At 43.6% G+C, this 22,264-nt stretch carries 20 protein-coding genes; 1 reads left to right on the forward strand and 19 read right to left on the reverse strand.

The window, feature by feature from the left end; translation table 11 throughout:
• Window positions 1–440: 440 nt before the first annotated feature.
• The 12 genes from DW642_RS08385 to DW642_RS08440 form a co-directional block, all read right to left on the reverse strand.
• A complete protein-coding gene (locus DW642_RS08385; protein WP_055226878.1) occupies window positions 441–1,673 on the reverse strand; it encodes an ABC transporter permease in 1,233 nt (410 codons plus the stop codon).
• Window positions 1,674–1,697: 24 nt separating this feature from the next.
• On the reverse strand, window positions 1,698–2,363 hold the full coding sequence (locus DW642_RS08390; protein ID WP_055226876.1) for an ABC transporter ATP-binding protein: 666 nt from the start codon (window positions 2,361–2,363) through the stop codon (window positions 1,698–1,700).
• A 31-nt stretch (window positions 2,364–2,394) separates the two neighbouring features.
• A complete protein-coding gene (locus DW642_RS08395; protein ID WP_055226874.1) occupies window positions 2,395–4,071 on the reverse strand; it encodes an ABC transporter ATP-binding protein in 1,677 nt (558 codons plus the stop codon).
• Window positions 4,072–4,091: 20 nt separating this feature from the next.
• Complete coding sequence (locus DW642_RS08400; RefSeq protein WP_022463281.1) at window positions 4,092–4,985, reverse strand: leucine-rich repeat domain-containing protein; 894 nt, start codon at window positions 4,983–4,985, stop codon at window positions 4,092–4,094.
• Between the two features lie 6 nt (window positions 4,986–4,991).
• Entirely contained in the window at window positions 4,992–6,401 is a 1,410-nt protein-coding gene (locus tag DW642_RS08405; RefSeq protein ID WP_158554998.1) for an ABC transporter permease, read from the reverse strand.
• A 141-nt stretch (window positions 6,402–6,542) separates the two neighbouring features.
• Window positions 6,543–7,586, reverse strand: a complete 1,044-nt coding sequence (locus DW642_RS08410) for a DUF1611 domain-containing protein (RefSeq protein ID WP_055226872.1) — start codon at window positions 7,584–7,586, stop codon at window positions 6,543–6,545.
• A 2-nt stretch (window positions 7,587–7,588) separates the two neighbouring features.
• On the reverse strand, window positions 7,589–8,995 hold the full coding sequence (ccpM, locus tag DW642_RS08415; protein WP_055265672.1) for a Cys-rich peptide radical SAM maturase CcpM: 1,407 nt from the start codon (window positions 8,993–8,995) through the stop codon (window positions 7,589–7,591).
• Window positions 8,988–9,254 (reverse strand): hypothetical protein, encoded by a 267-nt coding sequence (locus tag DW642_RS08420; RefSeq protein WP_055226866.1) that lies wholly within the window; start codon window positions 9,252–9,254, stop codon window positions 8,988–8,990. Before DW642_RS08420 ends, ccpM begins: the two co-directional genes overlap by 8 nt.
• Window positions 9,255–9,712: 458 nt before the next feature.
• Window positions 9,713–10,852, reverse strand: a complete 1,140-nt coding sequence (locus DW642_RS08425; protein WP_055226864.1) for a hypothetical protein — start codon at window positions 10,850–10,852, stop codon at window positions 9,713–9,715.
• 682 nt (window positions 10,853–11,534) lie between these two features.
• Complete coding sequence (locus DW642_RS08430) at window positions 11,535–12,224, reverse strand: CvpA family protein (RefSeq protein WP_055226862.1); 690 nt, start codon at window positions 12,222–12,224, stop codon at window positions 11,535–11,537.
• A 12-nt stretch (window positions 12,225–12,236) separates the two neighbouring features.
• Window positions 12,237–13,433, reverse strand: a complete 1,197-nt coding sequence (locus tag DW642_RS08435) for a DUF5711 family protein (protein WP_117509901.1) — start codon at window positions 13,431–13,433, stop codon at window positions 12,237–12,239.
• 88 nt (window positions 13,434–13,521) lie between these two features.
• On the reverse strand, window positions 13,522–14,829 hold the full coding sequence (locus DW642_RS08440; protein ID WP_242991157.1) for a LysM peptidoglycan-binding domain-containing protein: 1,308 nt from the start codon (window positions 14,827–14,829) through the stop codon (window positions 13,522–13,524).
• A gap of 200 nt (window positions 14,830–15,029) precedes the next feature.
• On the opposite strand from DW642_RS08440, the gene yyaC reads away from it, so the two are divergent.
• A complete protein-coding gene (gene yyaC, locus DW642_RS08445; RefSeq protein WP_055226856.1) occupies window positions 15,030–15,617 on the forward strand; it encodes a spore protease YyaC in 588 nt (195 codons plus the stop codon).
• A 91-nt stretch (window positions 15,618–15,708) separates the two neighbouring features.
• Here the strand turns inward: yyaC and DW642_RS08450 are convergent, their stop codons facing one another.
• From DW642_RS08450 to dnaX, 7 genes are all read right to left on the reverse strand, one after another.
• Complete coding sequence (locus tag DW642_RS08450) at window positions 15,709–16,650, reverse strand: transketolase family protein (protein WP_022463274.1); 942 nt, start codon at window positions 16,648–16,650, stop codon at window positions 15,709–15,711.
• On the reverse strand, window positions 16,638–17,477 hold the full coding sequence (locus DW642_RS08455; protein ID WP_055219293.1) for a transketolase: 840 nt from the start codon (window positions 17,475–17,477) through the stop codon (window positions 16,638–16,640). The genes DW642_RS08450 and DW642_RS08455 overlap by 13 nt, the downstream gene beginning before the upstream one ends.
• Window positions 17,478–17,586: 109 nt before the next feature.
• Window positions 17,587–18,240, reverse strand: coding sequence for a fructose-6-phosphate aldolase (gene fsa, locus DW642_RS08460; RefSeq protein ID WP_022463272.1), 654 nt, complete (start codon window positions 18,238–18,240; stop codon window positions 17,587–17,589).
• 280 nt (window positions 18,241–18,520) lie between these two features.
• Entirely contained in the window at window positions 18,521–19,624 is a 1,104-nt protein-coding gene (locus tag DW642_RS08465; RefSeq protein WP_022463271.1) for a LacI family DNA-binding transcriptional regulator, read from the reverse strand.
• Window positions 19,625–19,626: 2 nt separating this feature from the next.
• A complete protein-coding gene (gene recR / locus DW642_RS08470) occupies window positions 19,627–20,223 on the reverse strand; it encodes a recombination mediator RecR (protein WP_022463270.1) in 597 nt (198 codons plus the stop codon).
• Window positions 20,223–20,576 carry a YbaB/EbfC family nucleoid-associated protein gene (locus DW642_RS08475; RefSeq protein ID WP_022463269.1) on the reverse strand — a complete coding sequence of 118 codons (354 nt, stop codon included), beginning with the start codon at window positions 20,574–20,576 and terminating at the stop codon, window positions 20,223–20,225. Before DW642_RS08475 ends, recR begins: the two co-directional genes overlap by 1 nt.
• Window positions 20,577–20,608: 32 nt before the next feature.
• Entirely contained in the window at window positions 20,609–22,258 is a 1,650-nt protein-coding gene (dnaX, locus tag DW642_RS08480; RefSeq protein WP_117509902.1) for a DNA polymerase III subunit gamma/tau, read from the reverse strand.
• Window positions 22,259–22,264 lie beyond the last annotated feature (6 nt).

The following is a 22,264-nucleotide window of genomic DNA, read 5'->3' on the forward strand; positions in this document are numbered from 1 at the left end:
TCGAGGATGTGTTTCACTGTTTAATTATCAAGGATCTTTGCTGTTCCGACTCGAATCAGCTCATTTATTTTATCACAGAGCTTTTCGTTTGTCAAGAACTTTTTTAAATTATTTTTCGAAGTTCTTTTGAACTTCCCGGGAACGTTTTGTTCCCTGCTGTTCTCTCGATCAGCAACTCATTTATTTTATCAAACTCATTCGCTTTTGTCAAGAACTTTTTTCAAGTTTTTTTGAAGTAGTTTTGCAACCCGCGGCAGCCACCCGGCTCCGAACTAGGTTTTTCTGTTTCAAAAGAACTCATTCACTGTAGCTCTCGCTGACAGCTTAGTTATAATAACACCCCCGAAAGCAAAAGTCAACACCTTTTTTCGAATTTTCTTATTTTTAGAAAAATACGGTCAATTCTGCATATTCAGTATTTTATCTGACTATTTCTTTTTTTACTCCATCATCAAAATCTTTTTCGGCTGATATCGTACAATCTGGTATACCATAACCATAGAAGAAGCCAGCACAACCCCCATTCCACAAAGATACAATATTATAATCTGCTGTGTCTTAATTGCAGCCTGCACACCGTTCGAAAGATCTACAGCTATTTTTATCACATTCGCCAAAGGATAAGAAAAAATTACCCCCGCTGTAATTGCCAGCAATACCGGGCAAAAAGATTCCATCAACATCTGCAGCATAATCCGCATCTTTGTTTCTCCAACAGAAAGAAGAATGCCAATCTCAAACATGCGATCCCGCAAATTCATAAGAATCAAAAAACTTAATGTGATAGTTCCAAGGATTACGGAAACTATCACCATGAGATTCGAAATCCCTGCCAGGCTCTTCAGGCTGTCGGCCACCGCTTTATAAGCTGAAACATTTACCGTATAGTCCATATCATATTCTTCTTTGATATATTCCGGCATTTTTTTCGCATCTTCAGCAAACGCTCTTCCTTCTTCCGGGTCCTTCAACTGCAATGTAATTTCTTTTACATTATCATTTTCATTCATCTCATAAACTGGTGTATCCAGGGTATAGATAGCATTTGCTGGGTTATTATATACCACATTTCCACTGTAAGCTGCCTCGTTCGTACTGTAAATACCACTGATTTTAAATGTATACCGCTCCTTTGTGTATGGTGAAAGAACAGCTATGGTATCTCCTATTCCCAGTCCATTCCGTTCCGCAATCCCATCACTGACTACCGCTTCTTCTGCATTCTGCGGTACATGTCCCGAAATCAGTGTAACTACAGAAGAAACAGAACTAAAATACTCGACAGGATCAGATGATCCCTCCACATAAATATTTTCTGTTCCATTTTCTTCCTGTCCGTCCATAATTTCAGCTGTAAAGTTATCCGCCAGAGCAGCTGTCACCGTATTACAGCTGCCAAACCGAATTCTTTCATCAGCGCAGAGTTCCAAATATTTTTGATGTGAAATCGAATTCACACCGCGCGGCTCTTCACTGTATATCTGACGCTCATTCGATACAAGCACGCTTCCTCCGATGCTCGTCCGAATCTCCCATATCCGTTCCCGACTTGCCGCGCGGATACATAAGCCAAACAGGATCAGGATGGATAAAATCAGGAAACTTAAAAACATCAGAATTGTATTTTTTTTATGATAAGAAATACTGCGAAATGCTCTTTTGATCCAGTTCATAAAAACTTTCCCTCCCCCTCATGTTTAATCCTGCAATTTTTTCTTTTCCAGCCGTACCACCACATCTGCCTCCGCGGCAAATGCTTCCGAATGTGTAACTGCTATTACACATTTCTTATCTTCATGAGCCAGCTCTTTGAAAATTTTCACAATGCCAGCCGCCGTATCAACGTCCAGATTTCCCGTCGGCTCATCCGCAAGAATCACCTCTGCATTTGTCGAAATCGCACGCGCAATCGCTACGCGCTGCTGTTCGCCTCCTGAAAGTTTATTGATATTGCGGTTCATCTGATCTTCTGTAATTCCCATTCGTGTCAGAAGTTCCCGCGCCCGTTCTTTTTTGTTTTTAATCGGATTTGACGTAATTTCCATTGCCGCCAGCACATTCTCCAGCGGGGTCAGATAAGGCAGCAGATTATACGCCTGAAACACAATTCCAATCTTGCTGTTTCGATATCTTGTATAGCCAATTTCCCGGATATCTTTTCCTTCAAAGCACACGCAGCCGCTCTTAGGTTCTTCCAGCGCACCCGCCAAAGTCAGCGTCGTTGTTTTCCCCGATCCAGAAGGACCAACAATCGTGTAAAGAGTACCCTTCTCAAATGAATAGCTGGCTTTATCCAAAATATCAATTCTCTTTCCGCCGCTCTCGTAAAAATAGCTTACCTCTTTTAATTCCAGTTCTGCCATATTGTTCCTTTCTACTATAATCTAGTCGCCTCTACATTTTTCCAGTTCTCACTTCCGTAAGAAACCCATCTTTTACCAAATATACTTTATCAAATTTTTCCAGTTTATCATAATGATGTGTAATAAAAATCACAGATTTTTCCGGCATTTCTTCTGTTATAATTTTATAAAGATATTCATTGGCTTCTACATCAAATCCACTGGACGCTTCATCAAAAAGCATAACCGGCGCATCTTTCAATAGTGCCCGTGCAACCACAAGCTTTTGTCTTTCTCCTCCTGAAAGAAATGCTCCATCATCTCCTATTTGTGTTTTTTCTTTTTCTGGAAAACGTTGCAAGTATTTTTTCACGCCACTTTTCCTTAGTACCTCATTCAGTTTTTGTCTGTCTGCTTTCCCCTCCAAATCTATATTCTGCACAATGTCCCCCAAAAACAACGCTGATTTCTGACTCACAACAGAAAAAAGGCTTCGGTATTCTGATAATTTTAGCACTTTTATATTTTCACCATTACATAAAATTTCTCCTTCTTCCGGTTCATAAAATCGTAATAGTAATTCCAAAATTGTTGATTTTCCACTTCCATTTTTTCCAATAATAGCCACTTTTTCTCCCGGCTCAAGTTTAAAAGATACTTTCTTTAACACTTCCCTATCCTTTGTATACTGAAATCTCACATTTTTAAATTCTAATATTGGCGAAATCTCTTTTTCCACTCTTTTACTTCCACTTCGTTCCTCTTCCATATTCAAAAATGTATAAAGTCGTTCAGCGGACGGTTTGACACTTGCAAAATGCATACGCAGATCAATTAAACTATTTACCGGTCTTGTAACATAACTAGAATAAGAAACAAAAGCAAAAACTGAACCTATGGAAATTTTTCCCACGAACACCAAATATCCACCAACTAAATAAATAAGAATTGTTACACCCCACTCTAAAACAGCATCCCCAAAAATATTCCATGTCTCAATCATGGTTCCTTTCATTTCAACCGCTAACGATTTACAAATCTGTTTTAAAAATTCGCATTTTCTTAATTCATATAGATTCCACAATTTAATTTCTTCCACAGTATTAATTGTATCGCCAAGCCATCCTCCAAATTGTTGCTCAACTTGAATATACATTTTCATGTTTTTCTCACGCTTTTTAGCAAGACATTTTACTAACACGTATTTCACTGGAATTACTATCACTACAATGCATAACAGTTCAGGACTCAACAGCATAAGTCCAGCAAGTCCACTAATTACACGAAAAACATACGAAAAGCTCATCACTACATATCTATCTGTCATAGACGCAACCTGAGATACATCGCATTGTAACATTTGCACTATTTCCATACTATTTTTCATTTGAAAATAATGTTTTTTTAAATGCAATAATTTTCGAAATACATTGCAATACAAGTTCTTATAGAATGAATTATGTATTTCTGCAAAAGTTTTTGCCTGCACAACTTCAATCATTAAATATACCAGCACACAAACAAATAAACCGGCTACTCCATTAACAATTTGGGGCATATTTTTTTCGAGTATTCCGATGTCTGTGATCTGTTTTATCAATAATGGTTGCAGAAATACAGTTACTGTAGAAACAATAGTGCTTATACTCAAAATACCTATTTCTTTTTTATATTTGAGTAACTCTTTTAAAAAATATAAACATTTATTATTCTCTATTATTTTCTTCATTGTTCACAAATATAATATTTTTAATCCTTTAAGCAAACACTGATTCCTATTAGTCCAACCATACACACCCCAAGAAATATGTCCATCCAGACTATTTTCCCACTTTGCTTTTCTCCACTCGAAGGAGCCTTAAAAAATACTTTTTCAAAGCCTGTATCATTTTTATCAAAATATTTTTGTCCTATAACCTCTTCTTTCGTTTCATTCTCCTTCTTCTCAAGCCAATACTGGATCGAAATTTCCTGCATTTCTTCACCACCATATTCGGCTCTTTGATTATCTTTTGCAAGTTCTTCCGCTATTTTTCCGCCAAAAATCTTCATCGCACTATCTTGACTTTCTTCATAGGGTTTTCCAGCTCCCAAAAATAAAAATTGTCCTACTTTCTCCACGCTATCTGGAATCCGTATTTTTGACAAAGAAGAGCAATACATAAAGGCATTATCACCAATGCTCTCTAAACCATCATAAAAATAAATCTGTGTGATTCTAGTTCCCTGAAATGCGCTTTTTCCTACCTTTTTTAGTGTTTTTGGCATTACAATGCTGATAAACCCAGCAGTTGTATCACTGTACTGACCATCTTCCGCAAAGGCAGATTCCCCGATTTCAACAATGCCTTCGGATATCTGCACTGCCCGAAGATCCGTTTTTCTCAAAAAGCAGGAATCTCCGATTCTCGTCACTTCTTTCCCACCTACTTCTTTCGGTGTGACAATCACGCTTTCCGTCCCGATATAGTTTCGTAAAGTTACAGTTTCATCTTCTTCCACGCTATACTGGTAATCTCCCTCTTGGAGCCAGTCTGCCTGTAGCGAAACCTGTGTCGTTCCAGATTCCACTGCAAAAACGTCTTCCCGCCATACCAGCACCAGAACCATCGCTACGATCATTATCATTCTTTTTTTCTTCATGAACACCTACTTTCTGTCCAGCAATATAGATGCCGGGCTTTCTCTAGTTATTTTGCCGACTTGCAGAATTAATATCAAAAGGAAAAGATCTAAAATACCAAGAATCATCCCCGTCATGATTTTCCAGTTCCACTCAATGGACAAATCCGTATCAACAGTTACTCCCGTTGATTCATACGCAGCTATTTCGCTTGTCGGGAGCGCGTTTTTAATATTTCCCGACAGATCTTCATTTTCCTGCTCCACTTTCTCAGCCTGATTCGAAATCATCCGATCTGCGAAATACTCTGCTGTTGGTGTCGCACACAGCGCCGCAAAAACCAGGGCAATCAAAACCGGAACCAAATTCTCCAAAACGAACTGTCCTAAAATCCTTTTTCTGTGTTCCCCCATCGAAAGTAAAATTCCAATCTCACGTTTTCGCCCTTTGACTGACAGGCTGGTCAGAATGCCGAACAGTAAAATTCCGGCAGTCACAAATCCTACGATCATATATCCTATCAGACGATTCAATTTTTCAACAGGTTTCGCAACCATCTCATACCATTCCTTGTTTCGAATCAACTGATAGGACCATTCTCCAGATTCCAAATCCTGCTGTGATATTACCATTGGCTTTACGCTGGAACGTATTCCATTTTCATCGGTCTGTACAACATCATCCACACTTCCTATTTTTATTTTGTTTTTTGTTTCTTCTATGAATGGTTCAACTGATTTTGTATCTTTCAAATAGACCGTAACTGTATTAAATCCCACATTTTGAATTTTTAATGCTTTCATAGAATACTCGCAGAAAATATCCAGTGGAATAAAAATTAAATTATTGTGCCAGTCATTCACAACGGAATCGGACTGATAAACCTCTGGAGTTCTGTAAATGCCTCGAATTTTGAAACTAATTTCTTCCGGGGCACTTACTTTATAGTATTCGATCGTTCCCTGCTCCATTTTATATTTAACAGTATCGCCCACATGGAGATGATTTTTTTCGGCGTATTTTTCTCCTACCACAGCTTCGTATTTGCCCCGTTCTCCGTAGCTCAGTCCGCTTCCTTCCACAATCCTGTAACCCTTTGCCAGAAAATAGGTATCGTATGCGCAGTCCAGTGTTCCAACAGCCGTCATCGTATACATGCCTGAATCTTTCAGATAACCTTTTAGGCGCTGTTGTGTCTCCTCGCTGATATATGTTTCCGTATCCACCGGATCAAGCCAATATGTTCCCGCTTCCATGGTGTACCCCTGAACATAATTGCTGTCAATGAACTTTTCTACGATTGCGGACGGGATCGCATATACAGTACATGATTTTCCAGCTTCTCCCTCGGCCGGCCCGCGCAGAGTAATAGAGTTGGCCAATGTTTCCTGTGCTCTTTTCACTTTATTTCCACTTGCAATTCCAATCATCAGCATAGAAAATATCGCCAGGAAAAGTACTAAAAACAGTATGATATACATCAATGTTTTCGCAGGAGTACTTCTTAATTTTCTGCTTGCTCTTTTCAACATATTCTTTCTTCCCCCTATATATTTCAAAATGCGACAAGCTTATGTTTAATTTTCAAGTGTCCAAATAATCCTATCGCTCAATTTTTCTATTTGAGAATCACTTTTAATATCAACAACTGATATTTTTTTCAAATGCTCAAAATCCCTTTCCTTGTCAATTAATTTTAAAAAACACATCTTTTTTTGTTCAAAACTCGCATCCATATCAATTGCAAATTCTGATATTCCAATATCATTAATTGTAATATCATATCTTTTTTGAACCTCATCTTTAACATGACTAATAAACGCTTCTTCATAGCGCATATATGGTAGCATCAAAACACTATAATCTGGTTCTATTGCACACATAAACAATTGTGTAGTAATGCCAAAATCATTAGAATATTGTGGATTAAACGAGAGACATGCTCCTGGTATCCCAACAATTACAATATCATAATCTTGTTCTAACCGCTTTACAGCCGCATTTATATTTATAATTATCTCTTCATTCCTATTTTTCCCATTTAAATATTTCTTTTCAAAGCAAAATGTATCTTTCCCAATTAATCCATTTAATCCAGAAACAATTGCTGCAACTTTATATCCTTTTTGTTTCAAACATTTTTGCAGTTCTAATTCCATTTTCAATTTTCCACTATTTTGTGTCAAACCCAAAACGCAAATAACCGGAATATTTATCTTTCTTACTCTTAAATCGTCACACTTTTTTTGAATTTTTAATTTTTTAGCAACAACGACATTTTCATAATGCTGATCTATCTCTAAACTGTTCCTGATATTATTAATAGAAACTATCGTTATGGATTTCTGCTTTGCTGTTTTCACCACGCTCTTTATATATTCAGGCGATGCATCGTGCCAACTTTCAAGAAGAATTAACACTTCACATTCTTTTATAATATTACCTATTCCCTCCTCTATTATTATCTCACTACCATCACAACGTTGAATTTTTTTCCCGCAAAGTCCCCATGCTTTTATTGAAGCAATATGCATAATTTCACCATATCTACATTCATGTATGTTCTCAAATAGTGTTATACTTTCTTGATCTACCGGAAATATACCTACTCTTTTTAACATTTTCATTCATACTCCTCAAATTTATAACCAAGTTCTTTTAAAGTACAGTAATTTTTCATTGCCTCTTCAAATCCCCCTCTAACCTTCCAGCAATGTTTTTCTATTTCTTTATTTGAAATATTTTTAGTGTCATCTGCACATGCTATACAAATTGTGCAATGTTGATATGCCCAACAATCCTTACACCGGTCTTGCGAATATCGTTCTATATTTAGCAAATTTAACACTTTGTTTTTATCTATTCCTTTTTTTATATCACCTATTTTGGAAACTTCTGATATTTCACTCACTCGCTCACACGGATATATATTTCCTTCTGCTGTTACAAAAATTTTTTTCGCGCCTGGAATACAGGGACCACTATGATGATTTACCTTTGAAATCTCTTCTTGCATTTTTTCCTCATGTTGTTTAATTTCTCTCATTTCATTATCAAATTCTTCTTTTACTGCTCTAGCCACAAATTTTTCATTAATTCGTTTTAATTTTGAAAGAAAACATTTAAAATATTCATATTCCTGTTCTTCAACAAATTCTCCGCTAAATTCACATTGTTTATCCGTATAATTATCATTCAAAACAGATATTCTACTCAAATTTTTCGAAATCAGCCTATCTTTATCCAAAAACTCATATATTGTTCTTAACTCATTTTGGGGATCTAACACTGTGTTGAAAGACACATTTTTTTTATAATATTTTCTGTCCATACTATATATCATTTTCATGCTATCTCTCAATTTTTCAAATGATCCTCTATTACTTCCTGCAAATATTCTATTTTTATCGTGCACTTCTTTAGGCCCATCCAAACTAAACATAATTTGTATATTATTTTTAATAAAATACTGAACAATTTCTGGTGTAAACAACGTTCCATTAGTGGTCAAATTAAAATGTACCGTTCTTTGGCAATATTCTCTCTTCACATACTCAACTACTTCTTTTATCAATCTGAACATTAATAATGGCTCTCCGCCATAAAATGATATATATATGTCTTCGCTAGACATCGAATGCCCATACAAATAATCTACTGCTTCTTTTGCAGTTTCCCAGCTCATTTCTTTTTGACTATGATTTCTATTTTTGTAATCACCAGAATAAACACAATAACTGCAACGCAAATTACATTTTTGTGTCACTTGCAAAACTAACTGATTCATTCTATTTTCTAAATAAGATTCTAAAAAGTCCGTAGCAAAATGTTTTACCTCTTCTACCCGCGTTCTTTTCAAATATCCTTCATTTATTAGCTTTTCTATTTCTCTTTCCGCTTTTTCATCCCAAATATTGTTTTCCAAAAAATTATATGTTTCGAAAGACACCTGAATAATTTTATCAGTATTCACATCATATACATAATATTCTTTTGCAGTTTTGAAACAATGAATAAATGGTTTATGCATGTTCTTTTCCTCTTGTTTTATATGCTATTTCTTTGTTAATCAATTTTATTATGTCATCAAATGTATCAAATTTTCCAGCCACAATATCTTTTTCCTTAAAATGAATATCAAATTCTTTTTCTAACTCCACATATACATTTATCAAATCTCTTGCGCTGAATTTTAGATCATTTCCTAAAAGCTTTTGATTTTTCCAGTCTTTTTTCTGTTCTAAATTTCTATATTTCTTTAATATATCTTTCACTTTTTCTTCTATCATTTCTATTCTCTTTCATCAAATCTACTATTGTCAGCATTTTTACTCTACAACAAACATATCAACATTTTAACAAACGCTATTTCAAAGGATCTATAATACTTCTAGCCATATTCTTAAACGATTTTTTATAATGCTTAAATCAACTTTTAAACTTATCCTCTAATTAAAATGAGGACTACCACTAATTAACACTGTAGCAACCCTCATCTTTCTTACATTTTAGTGATTAGCATTAGATCCAAATACACTTGTGTATAACTGATTCTGCGCCTGAGCTTTCTGAACATAGGCAGACCCACACGTAGAAAAGCATGTGCATGAACACGGTCCATTTGCATAAACACTCACATTATTTCTTCCCTTATGTTCTTTCTTTTTAAGCGTTTTCTTCATTTGAATACCTCCCTTCGAGCATAATTTTATTACCCATTGCGATCGCAAAAGTAATCCAGTAAATTTTAGTCGTCTAAAAGTTGCATTATTATCCATTTATATGCGTTATAACAATTTTCAAACTGCATTTGCTCCATCCTTGTTTTCACATTCCATCCTTTTTTATCAAAAACCTCAAAATCTATCAAACTATTACTTTCAAATATATTTTTATCCGTTTGAATAATAAGCACATCTGGATTGTATATTGTATTTACTGCCATTATTAACGTCTCTGTCACATTCCCATGCGTATAAAATTCTAATGGAATTTCTGCCACGCAAGACTCTTTTAGGTTCTTTTCTGATGTTAATACTATACACTCATAGTCTTCCTTCCCAAAACACTCATATAACAACTTTGCCCCAATAACAGTACGTGTTAAAATTATCGGAATTGACCACGCTTTATTATTCACAATCCCATTCCATTCCAATTCTTTTTCATAGATACATTTGTTTATATGATTCATAATAAATTTTTTTGCATCTTGGTATGAACCTTTTTTATTTTTCCTTAAATAACATATCAAAAGCACAGTAATAATCGGAGCTGCAAAACTATTTGATTTGTATTCTTTCCCAACAATCTTCTTTAAAACGTCATCAAAATTTAACTGTATCGAATTCATTTCCGAAAAAGGAAATGATTTAGACACCGAAATTTCTTTTTCCTGCAATTTAGCAATATAATTTCTTACCCCGAAAACCCCATCAAAGCATGCCGGCCATGTAGGAAAGTTTGTATTTGATAGCGCTGCACATAATATCATTTTATTAGAAACCATTTGTTTTATAATATTTTCTATCTTTTTTGCATCTATATAATTTGTTGTTCCAACACTCATATGCACAAGTTTTATCTTTTCTTTTAAGCACCATTCTAACGCCGCTTTGAATGAATCAATGCTACCTCTTTCCCCTGTTTCCATAATTTTTATAGAGATAAATTCTACCTCTGGGCAAAAATATTTGATGATACTATAACACTTATCGCCATGTGTTAGTTTATATCTCTTTCTAAACAGATTATCTTTTTTTTCAGAATTGCACAAAACAACTTTTTTATTCTCATCAACATAGTATTCATTCTCACTCAGAAACAGTCCCCCTGCTGTCCCGTCATCTATAATTACATATTTTCCATCGTTTTTTTTATTTTTCATATGCAAATAGTCTTGTTCAGCTTTTCTTTTTCGTCTACATACTTACATTATATCTATATTTCTTCTTTTTTCAATGTGCTTTTTGTACATATTTTCAGTTTTTATTCATTATAAATTCACATAAATATTTTTTTCACAAAAACATGTAATTTTTTTTATATAAATACGTATATTTATAGATATTTCTTTTCATATCAGTTCAACCCCCATATTTTCCACAACTCTCAACTTTTTCCACTAATATCCTATTTGTTCTTTCATTTCCATTCTTATCCCCTTCTATCTAGCAGATTCTTCCGCTCTCAACTTCAGAGAAAAAGCGGTCGGCGTGTGGGCGGCGGATGCGGTGGGAGGGGAGAAACGTGCCGGGGCGCGGGGCATTGATTTGGGTGGGAGCGGAACCTGACGCGGACGGGACGGAACGGGGGAGATGAAATCCGGCTCACAAAGCCGGATTTCAAGAGACACTGAGTCGGGAAAACATCAGTTTTCCTGACGAATTGTCTCGGTGCTCCCCCGTTCCGTCCCATCCACGCCAAGGTCTCCGCCCCACCCAAATCACAGCCCCGCACCCCGGCACGTTTCTCCCCTCCCACCGCATCCGCCGCCCACACGACGCCCGCTTTTCCTCGTCCCCCCTCCCACCAAAAAACGGCCCCACAAGGAACCGTTTTTTCTCATCTTATAATACATTCTTCAACAGCATCAGCACCGGATTATTCTCCCGAATCCATGCCAGCGCCATATCGCCCTGGATCTGCTTCATGCATACATTCCCCCAGTGTGTCGCCTGAAAGCAGTACACCACCGCAAAGAAAATCCAGATCCACAGCACCGCACGCACGACACCAAGTCCTGCTCCTCCCATGCGGTTCAAAAAGCTGATCCCCGGAATCTCCGCAATCAATTCCACAATTTTCACCGCAATCGTCACGAAAACAACGGCAAGCACCAGCGTCAGAAAGAAAGCAATCCCTTTCATAATCTTTTCCGATACCGCCTTCGCCGCGTAGGATGCCAAACTGTGCAGCTGTTCCTCCTGGTACTCCCGCACCGCGCCGCTTCCGAGAATCTGGTTCACCAGCTCCTCCGGCACGCCCATGCTCTCCAGCCATTTCTTCTGCACATCCTGGTTTTCCCCCGACAGAAATTCATTGTTTTCAAATGTCTCTAAGCATTTCTTCTCCACATACTGCGGCAGCTCCGTCCGCTCATTCAGCACATCCGTCACATACGGATTCATCCAGATCGCCAGTCCTGTCACCAGAATCAGGGACACCATGGACAGCACTGTCCGGACCAGCCCCTTTCGATATCCAGCCAGCGCGGAAAGAATACACACCGCAAGTAATACGTATCTCAGCCAATTCATGTTTTTCTTCTCCTATTTCAGCCGGATCATCGAAACGCCGTCCTCCTCCGCGAGCAGATACCGGTTCTGCCCCATGCCGAGGATCTCGTGAATCTGTGTTTCGCTGACCACGCCGCTGTACTTCTTTCTTCCATTTAAGGTATATACACACAGCTCCTGCCGGTTCGTCAGCAGAATCTGTTTTTCTTCTATCTGAAGGTTCTGGTAATAGAAATCCAGATTTTCATCCGCAAGCTGCTTTCCTTTCAGATTGTAGATTTTCATCCGGTAAGGATGATCGTCACTCTCCCCGCGCAGAATCAGAACCACGCGGTCGTCCGCATACGCGCAGCTTAAAATTTCTCCATCTTCCGATACGCTCACCGTTTCCTTCGGCTTGTTTGTTCCTTCATAAACGCGGAAGCCGTTGTCAAAGAAGGCAACCCATGAGGATGTTCCCGCGGTTTCGATCTGTGGGCACAGCATATCGGTGTAGCTCGATGAGCTTGCAAGATTGTCCACCAGATCCTCGCCCCTGCTTCCGAAATTGTAGAAAGCGACCTGTGATTTCATCTTGCCGCCGTCTTCGTAAGCGTAGGAAACCGCCATCCAGAGTCCGTCCGCAGAAAGTGAGAGATCCATCGGATAGCCCGGGCTGTCCATGTTCGGGTGAGAGGAGGCGATCTCCGTTCCATCGGTATTATAGTATTTGATCCAGCTCTCCCCGTTGTTTTCCAGAATCGCCGCAACGACGCCCTGGCCTGCAATGGATGCTTTCACGATCGGATACGACGCGGTAATTTCGCCGGCCTTTCCATCGGCATCGTATACAACAATTTTGGTTCCGTTTTTATCGTAAATGGCAATTGCATCGCCGCAGGATATCATCTGCGGATTTTCCATGGTATAATGATCGCTCCAGAGGATCTGATTTTTCCGGTCGCGCAGTTCGATGCCGTCGATACCGTAGCGCACGATCTTATTTCCGGATTTCTGAAACATATACGTATCGGTGTCCTCGGTCTCTGTTGCCTGTACTGTGTCGTATCCCTGAAAAGTACGCAGCTGAAGCCATACCCCTGTACCAATTCCGGCCGCGAGAATGGCTCCTGCAAGGATTCCAACGGTGATCCGGCGTCTGCGTTTTCTTTTTCTGTTTTCTGCTTTATACTCCTCAAGATCCCGGACTTTTGCTCCGTTCTCCTGTTCTTCTCTGTTTTTTCCGTCCATTTTCATTCCCCTTATGTTCTTTTCGGACTTATTTTCTGCCGCCCTTTCGGCCGCAGTTTGATTCCGCTCTAGTGTACCATATTTTTCTCTATTTTGGGAGGTATATTTTCTGCCCCGCATATATGAGATCTTCCACCGCGATCTGGTTCAGTTCGCAGATATCTTTCACTCTGCTCATCGTTCCGTAATATCTCTCACTGATTTTCGAGAGGCTGTCCCCCTTCTGTACGGTGTACTCCTGCCAGACCTGCGCGGCGGTTTCTGCCGTCTCACTGCCGGAAGCAGTTACCGGGGCGGACGATGGCTCTGCTCCCGGTGCTGGATCTGTCTGCGCCGTACCGGTATTGTTCTCCGCTGCACCAGTCTGCTCCCCGCCGGATGTGCTTTGCTCTCCGCTGCCTGCCGGATCCGTTCCGGATAAATTCTGCTCCTCACTTACCGCCGCGCTCCCGCTCTCATTTTCCGTTTCCAGTTCCGTTCCTGTGCTTTCCGGTGTCGAAGTATTTTCCCCTGTGTTTCCCTCTTCCGCCGCTGATGCTTCCGCTGCACTCTCCGCCGTCTGTGTCTTCTCTCCCTGTACGTTTCCCGCCACTGCTACCGTCTGCTCCTTTGTTTTCCCCGGAAACGGCAGCGCATCTCCGTATTTCTGCGTCACCGTCACAAGAAGCGCCGCAGCCGCGCATGCTGTCATCGCATAGAGGATCGGCTTTCTGTGATCGTGTTCCGGCTCCTCCCCGCTCTTCTCCTCAATCATCTTCCGAAAATCGCTGACAGCGCGGTCGGGCACGCTCTCTCCGTTTTCGATCGACCGGTTCTGATTCTGATCGATCAGATACGACTGCATCGGCTCATTCTTTTCATAATAAATGTAAAAGCCTCCCGTGCTCCGCAGGGTGCCGCCCTCGTACGTATAGAAGGTTTCCTCTTTTTCCTGTCCGTTGACGCGGAACAGCGTCTTGTCATTTCCGCCGAAGTGGTTCAGATGCGCTCGGATGATCTGTTCATTCAGATCCTCCCCGTATCCCGGAAGAGAAAGTGCCCAGCCGAGGATCTGCTGGTTTTTGAAATATTTTTCCATCACATCGTGGACCTCCGTCCATACTGCATCATCGAAGACCAGGTGATCCGGCGCCGGCTCCATCGTATGAATCGCGGCCGCGCTGCGGATAAAAAAGTAGGAAATTCCGTCCGCCCACTTAAATTCGCCGAACAGCATGGCGGCACGTCCCTCTGGTGCGGAAAAATATTTTTTCAGAAAGGTTCCGACATAATCTTCCAGATAAATCCGCTCCCTGCCGTTTGTATCACCGACCTGGCGGATATTTTTCGGCAGATGAAAGTATCCCTCGTTGCCGTTCGCCTGCTCTTTGTTTTCTTTATAGACAATCTCAATCATGCTTTTCACCCCTTTTTGCCTACTTTATCACGGATGTTCCGCGAAAAAGATCGTTTTGGGGCAGGGCTGTCACGGTTTTTTCCGACTGTTTTCCCGTTTTTCTGCACCGGAGGGCATGTCATGTTTTTTTCATTGCAGGAATAGTTTATACCATATACGGTTAAACTGTGGATGATTCTTCTGAAAGGCAGGTACCGGTCATGTTTCGAAAAAAAGACGCCGAAGTTTACTACATCAATGAGCGAAGCCGCAGCGCCAGCGAAGAGCTGGCGTCGCTGTTTTCTTACTGCATTCAAAAGGACGGACGCATGTTCCGTGAACTGGTATTTCTCTGCATCGGAAGCGACCGGATCACTGGGGATTCCTTAGGACCGCTGATCGGGTACCAGCTTTCGCCGTACTGCAGCCGCATTTTTCATGTCTACGGAACGCTGGATGACCCGGTGCACGCCCTGAATCTACCGGACCGGATTTCGTACATCCATTCCCGCCACCCGGAGGCACTGCTCGTTGCGATCGATGCTTCGCTTGGTTCGCGGCGTCATCAGGGATACATCACGATCGGAAACGGGGCGATCCGGCCAGGCGCGGGGGCAGGGAAGACGCTGCCCGAGGTCGGGGATATTTTTATCACAGGCATTGTGAATGTATCGGGCAGCTTTGAACAGCTTCTTCTGCAGACAACCCGGCTTGCCACGATTTTCCATATGGCGGAATCCATCTCGCAGGGAATCCTGCTCGCCTGCCGGGAACTTGAGGCGGCTGGGACAAGCGAACTTCTGCTTTAAGAAAAACTGCAGACAACAAAACAGGCAGAGACTACACCGTTTTCCGGTGTGGCCTCTGCCTGTTTTCTTTTGTCATTTATTTCGAAAAATCTTATTTACAGAACTCTTTTACCTGCTCGTAAACGCCCTCGCCGTCGAGTTTGTATTTTGCAAGAAGAGCGACTGCCGGGCCGGACTCTCCGAAGACGTCCTGTACACCGATTTTCTTCACTGGAACCGGGCATTTCTCTGCCAGTGCATCGCAGACTGCGCTTCCAAGTCCTCCGATCACCGAGTGCTCTTCTACGGTTACGACTTTGCCGGTCTCTTTTGCTGCTGCAACGATCAGCTCCTCATCCAGCGGTTTGATGGTGTGGATGTTGATGATCTTGGCATCAATGCCGTCTGCTGCAAGTTTCTCTGCTGCTTCCAGAGCGGAGCTTACGCAAAGGCCTGTTGCAACGATGGTGACATCCTTGCCTTCACGGAGAACAACGCCTTTTCCGAGCTCAAATTTGTAATCCGGTCTGTCGTTGATCACCGGCACTGCCAGACGTCCGAAACGAAGGTAAACCGGTCCGTTGTATTCATAAGCTGCTTTCACGCAGGCTTTTGCCTCTACATCATCTGCCGGGTTCAGGATGACCATGCCCGGGATGGTTCTCATCAGGGCGATATCCTCATTGCACTGATGTGTTGCGCCGTCTTCTCCTACGGAAATTCCGGCATGGGTAGCACCGATTTTTACGTTCAGATGCGGGTATCCGATAGAGTTGCGCACCTGCTCAAACGCACGGCCTGCGGCAAACATCGCGAAGGTGCTTGCGAACGGAACGATGCCTGTGGTGGAAAGACCGGCAGCGATTCCCATCATATTACATTCTGCGATACCACAGTCGATGTGACGGTCCGGATATGCTTTTTTGAACACACCGGTCTTGGTTGCTGCTGCAAGGTCAGCGTCGAGTACGATCAGATTGTCATGCTCTGCGCCAAGTTCAACCAGTGCATTACCGTAACTTTCTCTTGTTGCGATTTTCTTTACTTCTGACATAACGCTTCACCTGCCTTTTCCAGTTCTGCCATAGCAATTGCGTATTCTTCATCGTTCGGAGCTTTTCCGTGCCAGCCTACCTGGTTCTCCATGAAGGAAACGCCTTTTCCTTTTACGGTCTTTGTGATGATGGCGGTCGGCATGCCTGTTACGGTGCGCGCCTCATCAAATGCAGCTTTCAGCTGATCGAAATCGTTGCCGTCCGCTACGTTGATTACGTGGAAGTTGAATGCCTCGAATTTTTTGTCGATCGGGTACGGACTGTTGACATCTGCTACGTTTCCGTCGATCTGAAGTCCGTTGTTGTCTACGATCACAACGAGGTTGTCCAGATGTTTTGCTCCGGCAAACATAGCTGCCTCCCAGACCTGACCTTCCTGGATTTCACCATCGCCAAGAAGTGTATAAACACGAAATGCTTTGTTCTGCAGTTTTGCACCGAGTGCCATTCCGACTGCTGCGGAGATTCCCTGTCCGAGGGAACCGCTTGACATATCAACGCCCGGGATATGTTTCATATCCGGATGTCCCTGCAGGTAAGAGCCAAGGTGACGAAGGGTCAGCAGGTCTTCTTTCGGGAAGTAACCTTTTTCAGCCAGTGCTGCGTAGAGTCCCGGCGCTGTGTGGCCTTTCGAAAGTACAAAACGATCGCGGTCCGGATCTTTTGGATTTTTCGGATCCACGTTCATTTCTTCAAAATACAGATACGTGAAAATATCGGCTGCAGACAGAGATCCGCCCGGATGGCCGGCCTTTGCTGCATGAACGCCGCTGACGATCCCTTTGCGGATCTCATTGGCCGTCTTCTGAAGTTCTAACTTGTTCATGTCTTTTCTCCTTGTTTAGTTGAATCGGAATCAAAAGCTGGAAATATCGCTATTGTTCACTTTGTTCACAATACCATATTTCCAGCTTTTATGCAATCATGTTTAGGTCTTATTCGCCGAATACAGCTTTGTAGTCAGCCTGGAATTTTGCGATTCCGGCGTCGGTCAGAGGATGTTTGGTCATCTGTACGATTACGTTGTATGGAACAGTTGCAATGTCTGCACCAGCCAGTGCGCAGTCGGTTACGTGGATCGGGTTGCGGACGCTTGCTGCGATGATCTCGGTGTCGATGCCGGCTACGTCGAAGATCTCAACGATTTCACGGATCAGATCAACGCCGCGGGTGCTGATGTCATCGAGTCTTCCAAGGAATGGGGAAACATAAGTTGCACCTGCTCTTGCAGCCAGAAGTGCCTGGTTTGCGGAGAAGATCAGGGTTACGTTTGTCTTGATGCCCTCTGCGCTCAGAACTTTAACAGCTTTGAGTCCTTCTACGGTCATCGGGATTTTAACAACCATGTTTGGATGGATGGCTGCGATCTCACGGCCTTCTTTGATCATGCCTTCTGCATCTGTTGTGGTAGCTTTTACCTCGCCGCTGATCGGTCCGTCTACGATCTCGGTGATCTCTTTGATGACCTCTTTGAAGTCACGTCCTTCTTTTGCGATCAGGGACGGGTTGGTGGTAACGCCGCAGATAACGCCCATGTCGTTTGCTTTTTTAATGTCCTCTACTTTTGCTGTGTCGATGAAAAATCTCATGTTGTTTTTCCTCCCATATTCATACTTTCGTAAGGTTTCGGGGCCTGTTGTTTTCCGCAGAACGGCTCCGTTTTTCTGTTATCTCCAGTATAGATATGTTTGGTTTTTCCGTCAAGTCGGCCTCATTTTTATTAATTAATTTTATTATTTATAAATACTATTTTATAAATTACTCTGGCGGATTTTTTCTCATTTTTTCCGGTTTTTCCTTTTCTTTGTGTTTTCCCGGTTTGCGCCGGAGCTGTTTTATTCAAAATTATTAATAATAATTTCAGCCGTCCTATTTATTTTTTAATTTTTCGGTTCTTGCATACGAAGTGCTGCGCCGCACGATCAGTTTCGGTTCATACTCGACATGATACGTGCTTAAGGGTTCATTGCCGTCCTGGCTTTCCCGAAGAGACTGGATTTTCCGCAGGATGATATCGCACGCATCGCGGCCCTTCAATGGCACATAGTGGTCGATCGTCGTCAGGGAAATCGAGCGGAAGCTGGAATAGACGGTGTTGTCACATCCCACTACGGAAATATCCGCCGGAATGCGCAGTTTGCTCTCGAGCACGGCGTCCATGATCCCGAACGCGATCATATCATTCATGCCGACGATTGCCGTAAGGTTCTTGTCCTCCCGCAGCAGTTCCTTCGTCAGATAATAGCCCATCTTGTACTCAGAATCCATGCTCGGGATCACCTCGTCGAGGTCCTCATCCGCCGATTTGACGATCACGCCGTCGCCGTATCCTGCCTCCTCAAACTCGCGCACAAAGCCCTCCACGCGTTTCAGGCGCTGGCCCTGTTTGGAAGTCAGCGGAGGTGAAACAAACGCCACATGCCGGTGTCCCAGTTCCAGCAGGTGGCGTGCCATCAGCCTGCCGGGTTTTGCATTGTTCAGCTCGACCGCATCAATTTCCAGCAGCTCTTCTCGGTTGTTGATGATGACAAGCGGAATCTCCGCGGCCAGCTCCTCCACTTTTTCCTTGCAGCTTCTGCTCGGATTGCAGGTGTAGATAATTCCGCGCGGGCGCACACTCTTCATCATCCGAAGATAATTCTCTTCGATTTTCAGGTCCCTCTGCGTATTGCAGACAAATACCCCGTAATTCTTCTCTTTTGCAACTTCTTCGATGCCGTGCAGCAGCATCACATAGTAAGGATTCGTCAGCGTCGGACAGAAGACGACGATCAGCTTGTTGCCGTTCGACTCTCTTCTCATCTTCCGCCGCGGAATCTGGTAGCCCAGCTCTTTTGCCGCCGCCTCCACTTTTTCTACTGTTTCCCGCGAGAACGAAACGTTTTCCCGCCGGTTCAGGATCATGGAGACCGTCGCCTGGGATACGCCTGAGGCTGCTGCGACATCACTGGATGTCACTTTTTTTCTGCCCATAATTACAGCTCCGTTCTGCCCTCTAACGCACGCAGAAGGGTGACTTCATCAATATTTTCCAGATCGCCGCCCACCGGAACGCCGCTTGCAATCCGCGTCACCTTGATGCCGGTCGGCTTGATCAGCTTGCTGATGTACATGGCCGTTGTCTCGCCCTCCAGGCTGGAGTTCGTGGCAACGATAACCTCCGAGACATCGCCCTGGAGGCGCTGCATCAGCTCTTTTAACCGGATGTCGTCCGGCCCGATTCCCAGCATCGGGGAGATGGCCCCGTGCAGGACGTGGTAAACGCCGTCGTATTTTCCGGTTTTTTCATATGCCGCAAGATCCTGCGTCGTCTCCACCACCATGATCACGCTGTGGTCGCGCTTGACATTTGCGCAGATCGGGCACAGCTCTTTGTCGGTCAGGGTCTGGCAGCACTTGCAGTACTGGACGTGGGATTTTGCTTCTGTGATCGAATCGGCCAGCCGTTTTGCCTGGTCGGCCGGCATATTCATAATATGAAAGGCCAGCCGCTGTGCGGTTTTCACACCGATGCCAGGCAGATGGGACAGCTGCTCGATCAACTGATTGATGTATCCGCTGTAGTAATCCATCAGAACGGGAATCCTCCGCCCATGCTGCCGAGTCCGCCGGCAAGTTTGCCCATAGCTTTGGCTGCCTCGTCCTCAACTTTGCGCAGTGCTTCGTTGGTTGCTGCCATGATCAGATCCTCGAGCATTTCTACGTCGTCCGGATCTACGGCATCTTCGCTGATTTTAACTTTGGTTACTTCTTTTTTACCGGAAATGGTTACTTCTACGGCTCCGCCGCCTGCTGTCGCAGTGAACTCTTTCTCCTCCAGTGCTTTCTGGTTCTCTTCCATCTGCTTCTGCATTTTCTGAGCCTGCTTCATCAGATTGTTCATGTTGCCCGGCATTCCTCCCGGAAATCCTCCTCTTTTTGCCATGGTAATATCCTCCTGAAAAATTTGTTTTTAATCTATTCTTCCCCGTCGTCAAAGTCGCTCTCGTCGTCCTCCTCGACCGGGATTCCATGAATCGCCTGCGTCAGTGCATCATCCACGGAAATCGTGGAGAGCGCGGCGTTTGCATGCTGGTCTGCTAAAATGAGCTGGACCTCTACGGTTTTTCCAGTCATCTGTTCAATAATGGTGCGGATCTCATCGGCTGCCTCCGGCCGCTCAACGTAAATGGATGCGAGCTGGTCTGCAAACTCAACAAACAGTTTGGCGTCGCCCGTCTCGCTGTTGTATTTCGGAACGGCGCTCTGCAGAAACTGGCGGAACATGCCGCTTGTCTGGCCGACAATTGCCTTCCAGGACGCGCTGATGCGCTGTAAATCCGCCGGTGCGGCTTTCACTGGTGCCAGTGCATTCTGCGGTGTTTCTGCCGCCGCATAGCCGTCTCCGGCCGCTCCGGAGCCTCCTGCACTGCCGTTTCCTGCTCCCGGTGCATTTGTCACCATCATCGGGATTCCGCGCTCCATTTTTTCTTCGAGAATCCTAAGACGCTCCAGCACGGATTCGAGGTTCTGCTCCATCTGCGGTTTGCAGAGTTTGACGAGCGCCACCTCAACGAGCACGCGCTTCTGCGCCGCATAGCGGAGCTGGCCGGAGAGCTCGGATAAAACGCGGATATAGTGGATCAGCGTCTCATCGTCTACCATCGTGCTCTCTTCTTTTAAAAGCTTCAGGTTTTCTGTAGAGACGTCGAGCAGTTCTTCGGTTTCATCTGCGCTTTTTACCAACAGCAGATTCCGCAGATACCACGTAAAGTCGGTAACGAACTGTCCCAGCTCTTTTCCGCGGTTTAAAAGGGTTTCCAGCGTGCGGATGCTTCCCGTTACATCCCCGGCGAGGATCGTGCGGAGCATCTGGCTGAAGATTTCGGTATCAACAGTTCCGAGAACTTCAAGGACTTTATCGTACGTCAGCTTCTGCCCGAGGTAGAAGGCGATGCACTGGTCCAGGAGGCTTAACGCGTCTCGCATGGAGCCGTCGCCCGCCTTTGCGACGTAGCGGATGGCTTTTTCTTCGACGTCCACGCCCTCTTTTTCCATCAGTTCACTAAGACGCGCCGCGATGGTGTCGATCGTGATGCGGCGGAAATCGTACCGCTGGCATCTGGAAAGGATCGTCACCGGGATTTTGTTTGCCTCTGTGGTCGCCAGAATGAAGATGACATAGGACGGCGGCTCCTCCAGGGTTTTTAAGAGTGCATTGAACGCTCCGGTAGAAAGCATATGCACCTCGTCGATGATATAGACTTTATACCGTCCCTGTGTCGGCCGGTAGGCTACCTCCTCACGGATTTCACGGATGTTGTCGACACCGTTGTTCGATGCCGCGTCGATCTCGATGACGTTCGTGGAAACGCCCGCCAGAATCGCCTTACACGTCGGACATTCGTTGCACGGGCTTCCGTCCACGGGATGTTCGCAGTTGACCGAGCGGGCGAGAATCTTGGCGATCGTCGTTTTTCCTGTTCCGCGGGTTCCGCAGAACAGGTACGCATGACCGATGCGGTCCGCGCGGATCTGATTTTTTAATGTTGTTACAATGTGATCCTGTCCTTTTACATCCTCAAAGGTGGAAGGACGGAATTTTCGGTACAGAGCAGTATAGCTCATAAAATT

The sequence above is a fragment of the Blautia sp. AM23-13AC genome (assembly GCF_003435675.1).
GTDB lineage: Bacteria > Bacillota > Clostridia > Lachnospirales > Lachnospiraceae > Fusicatenibacter > Fusicatenibacter saccharivorans.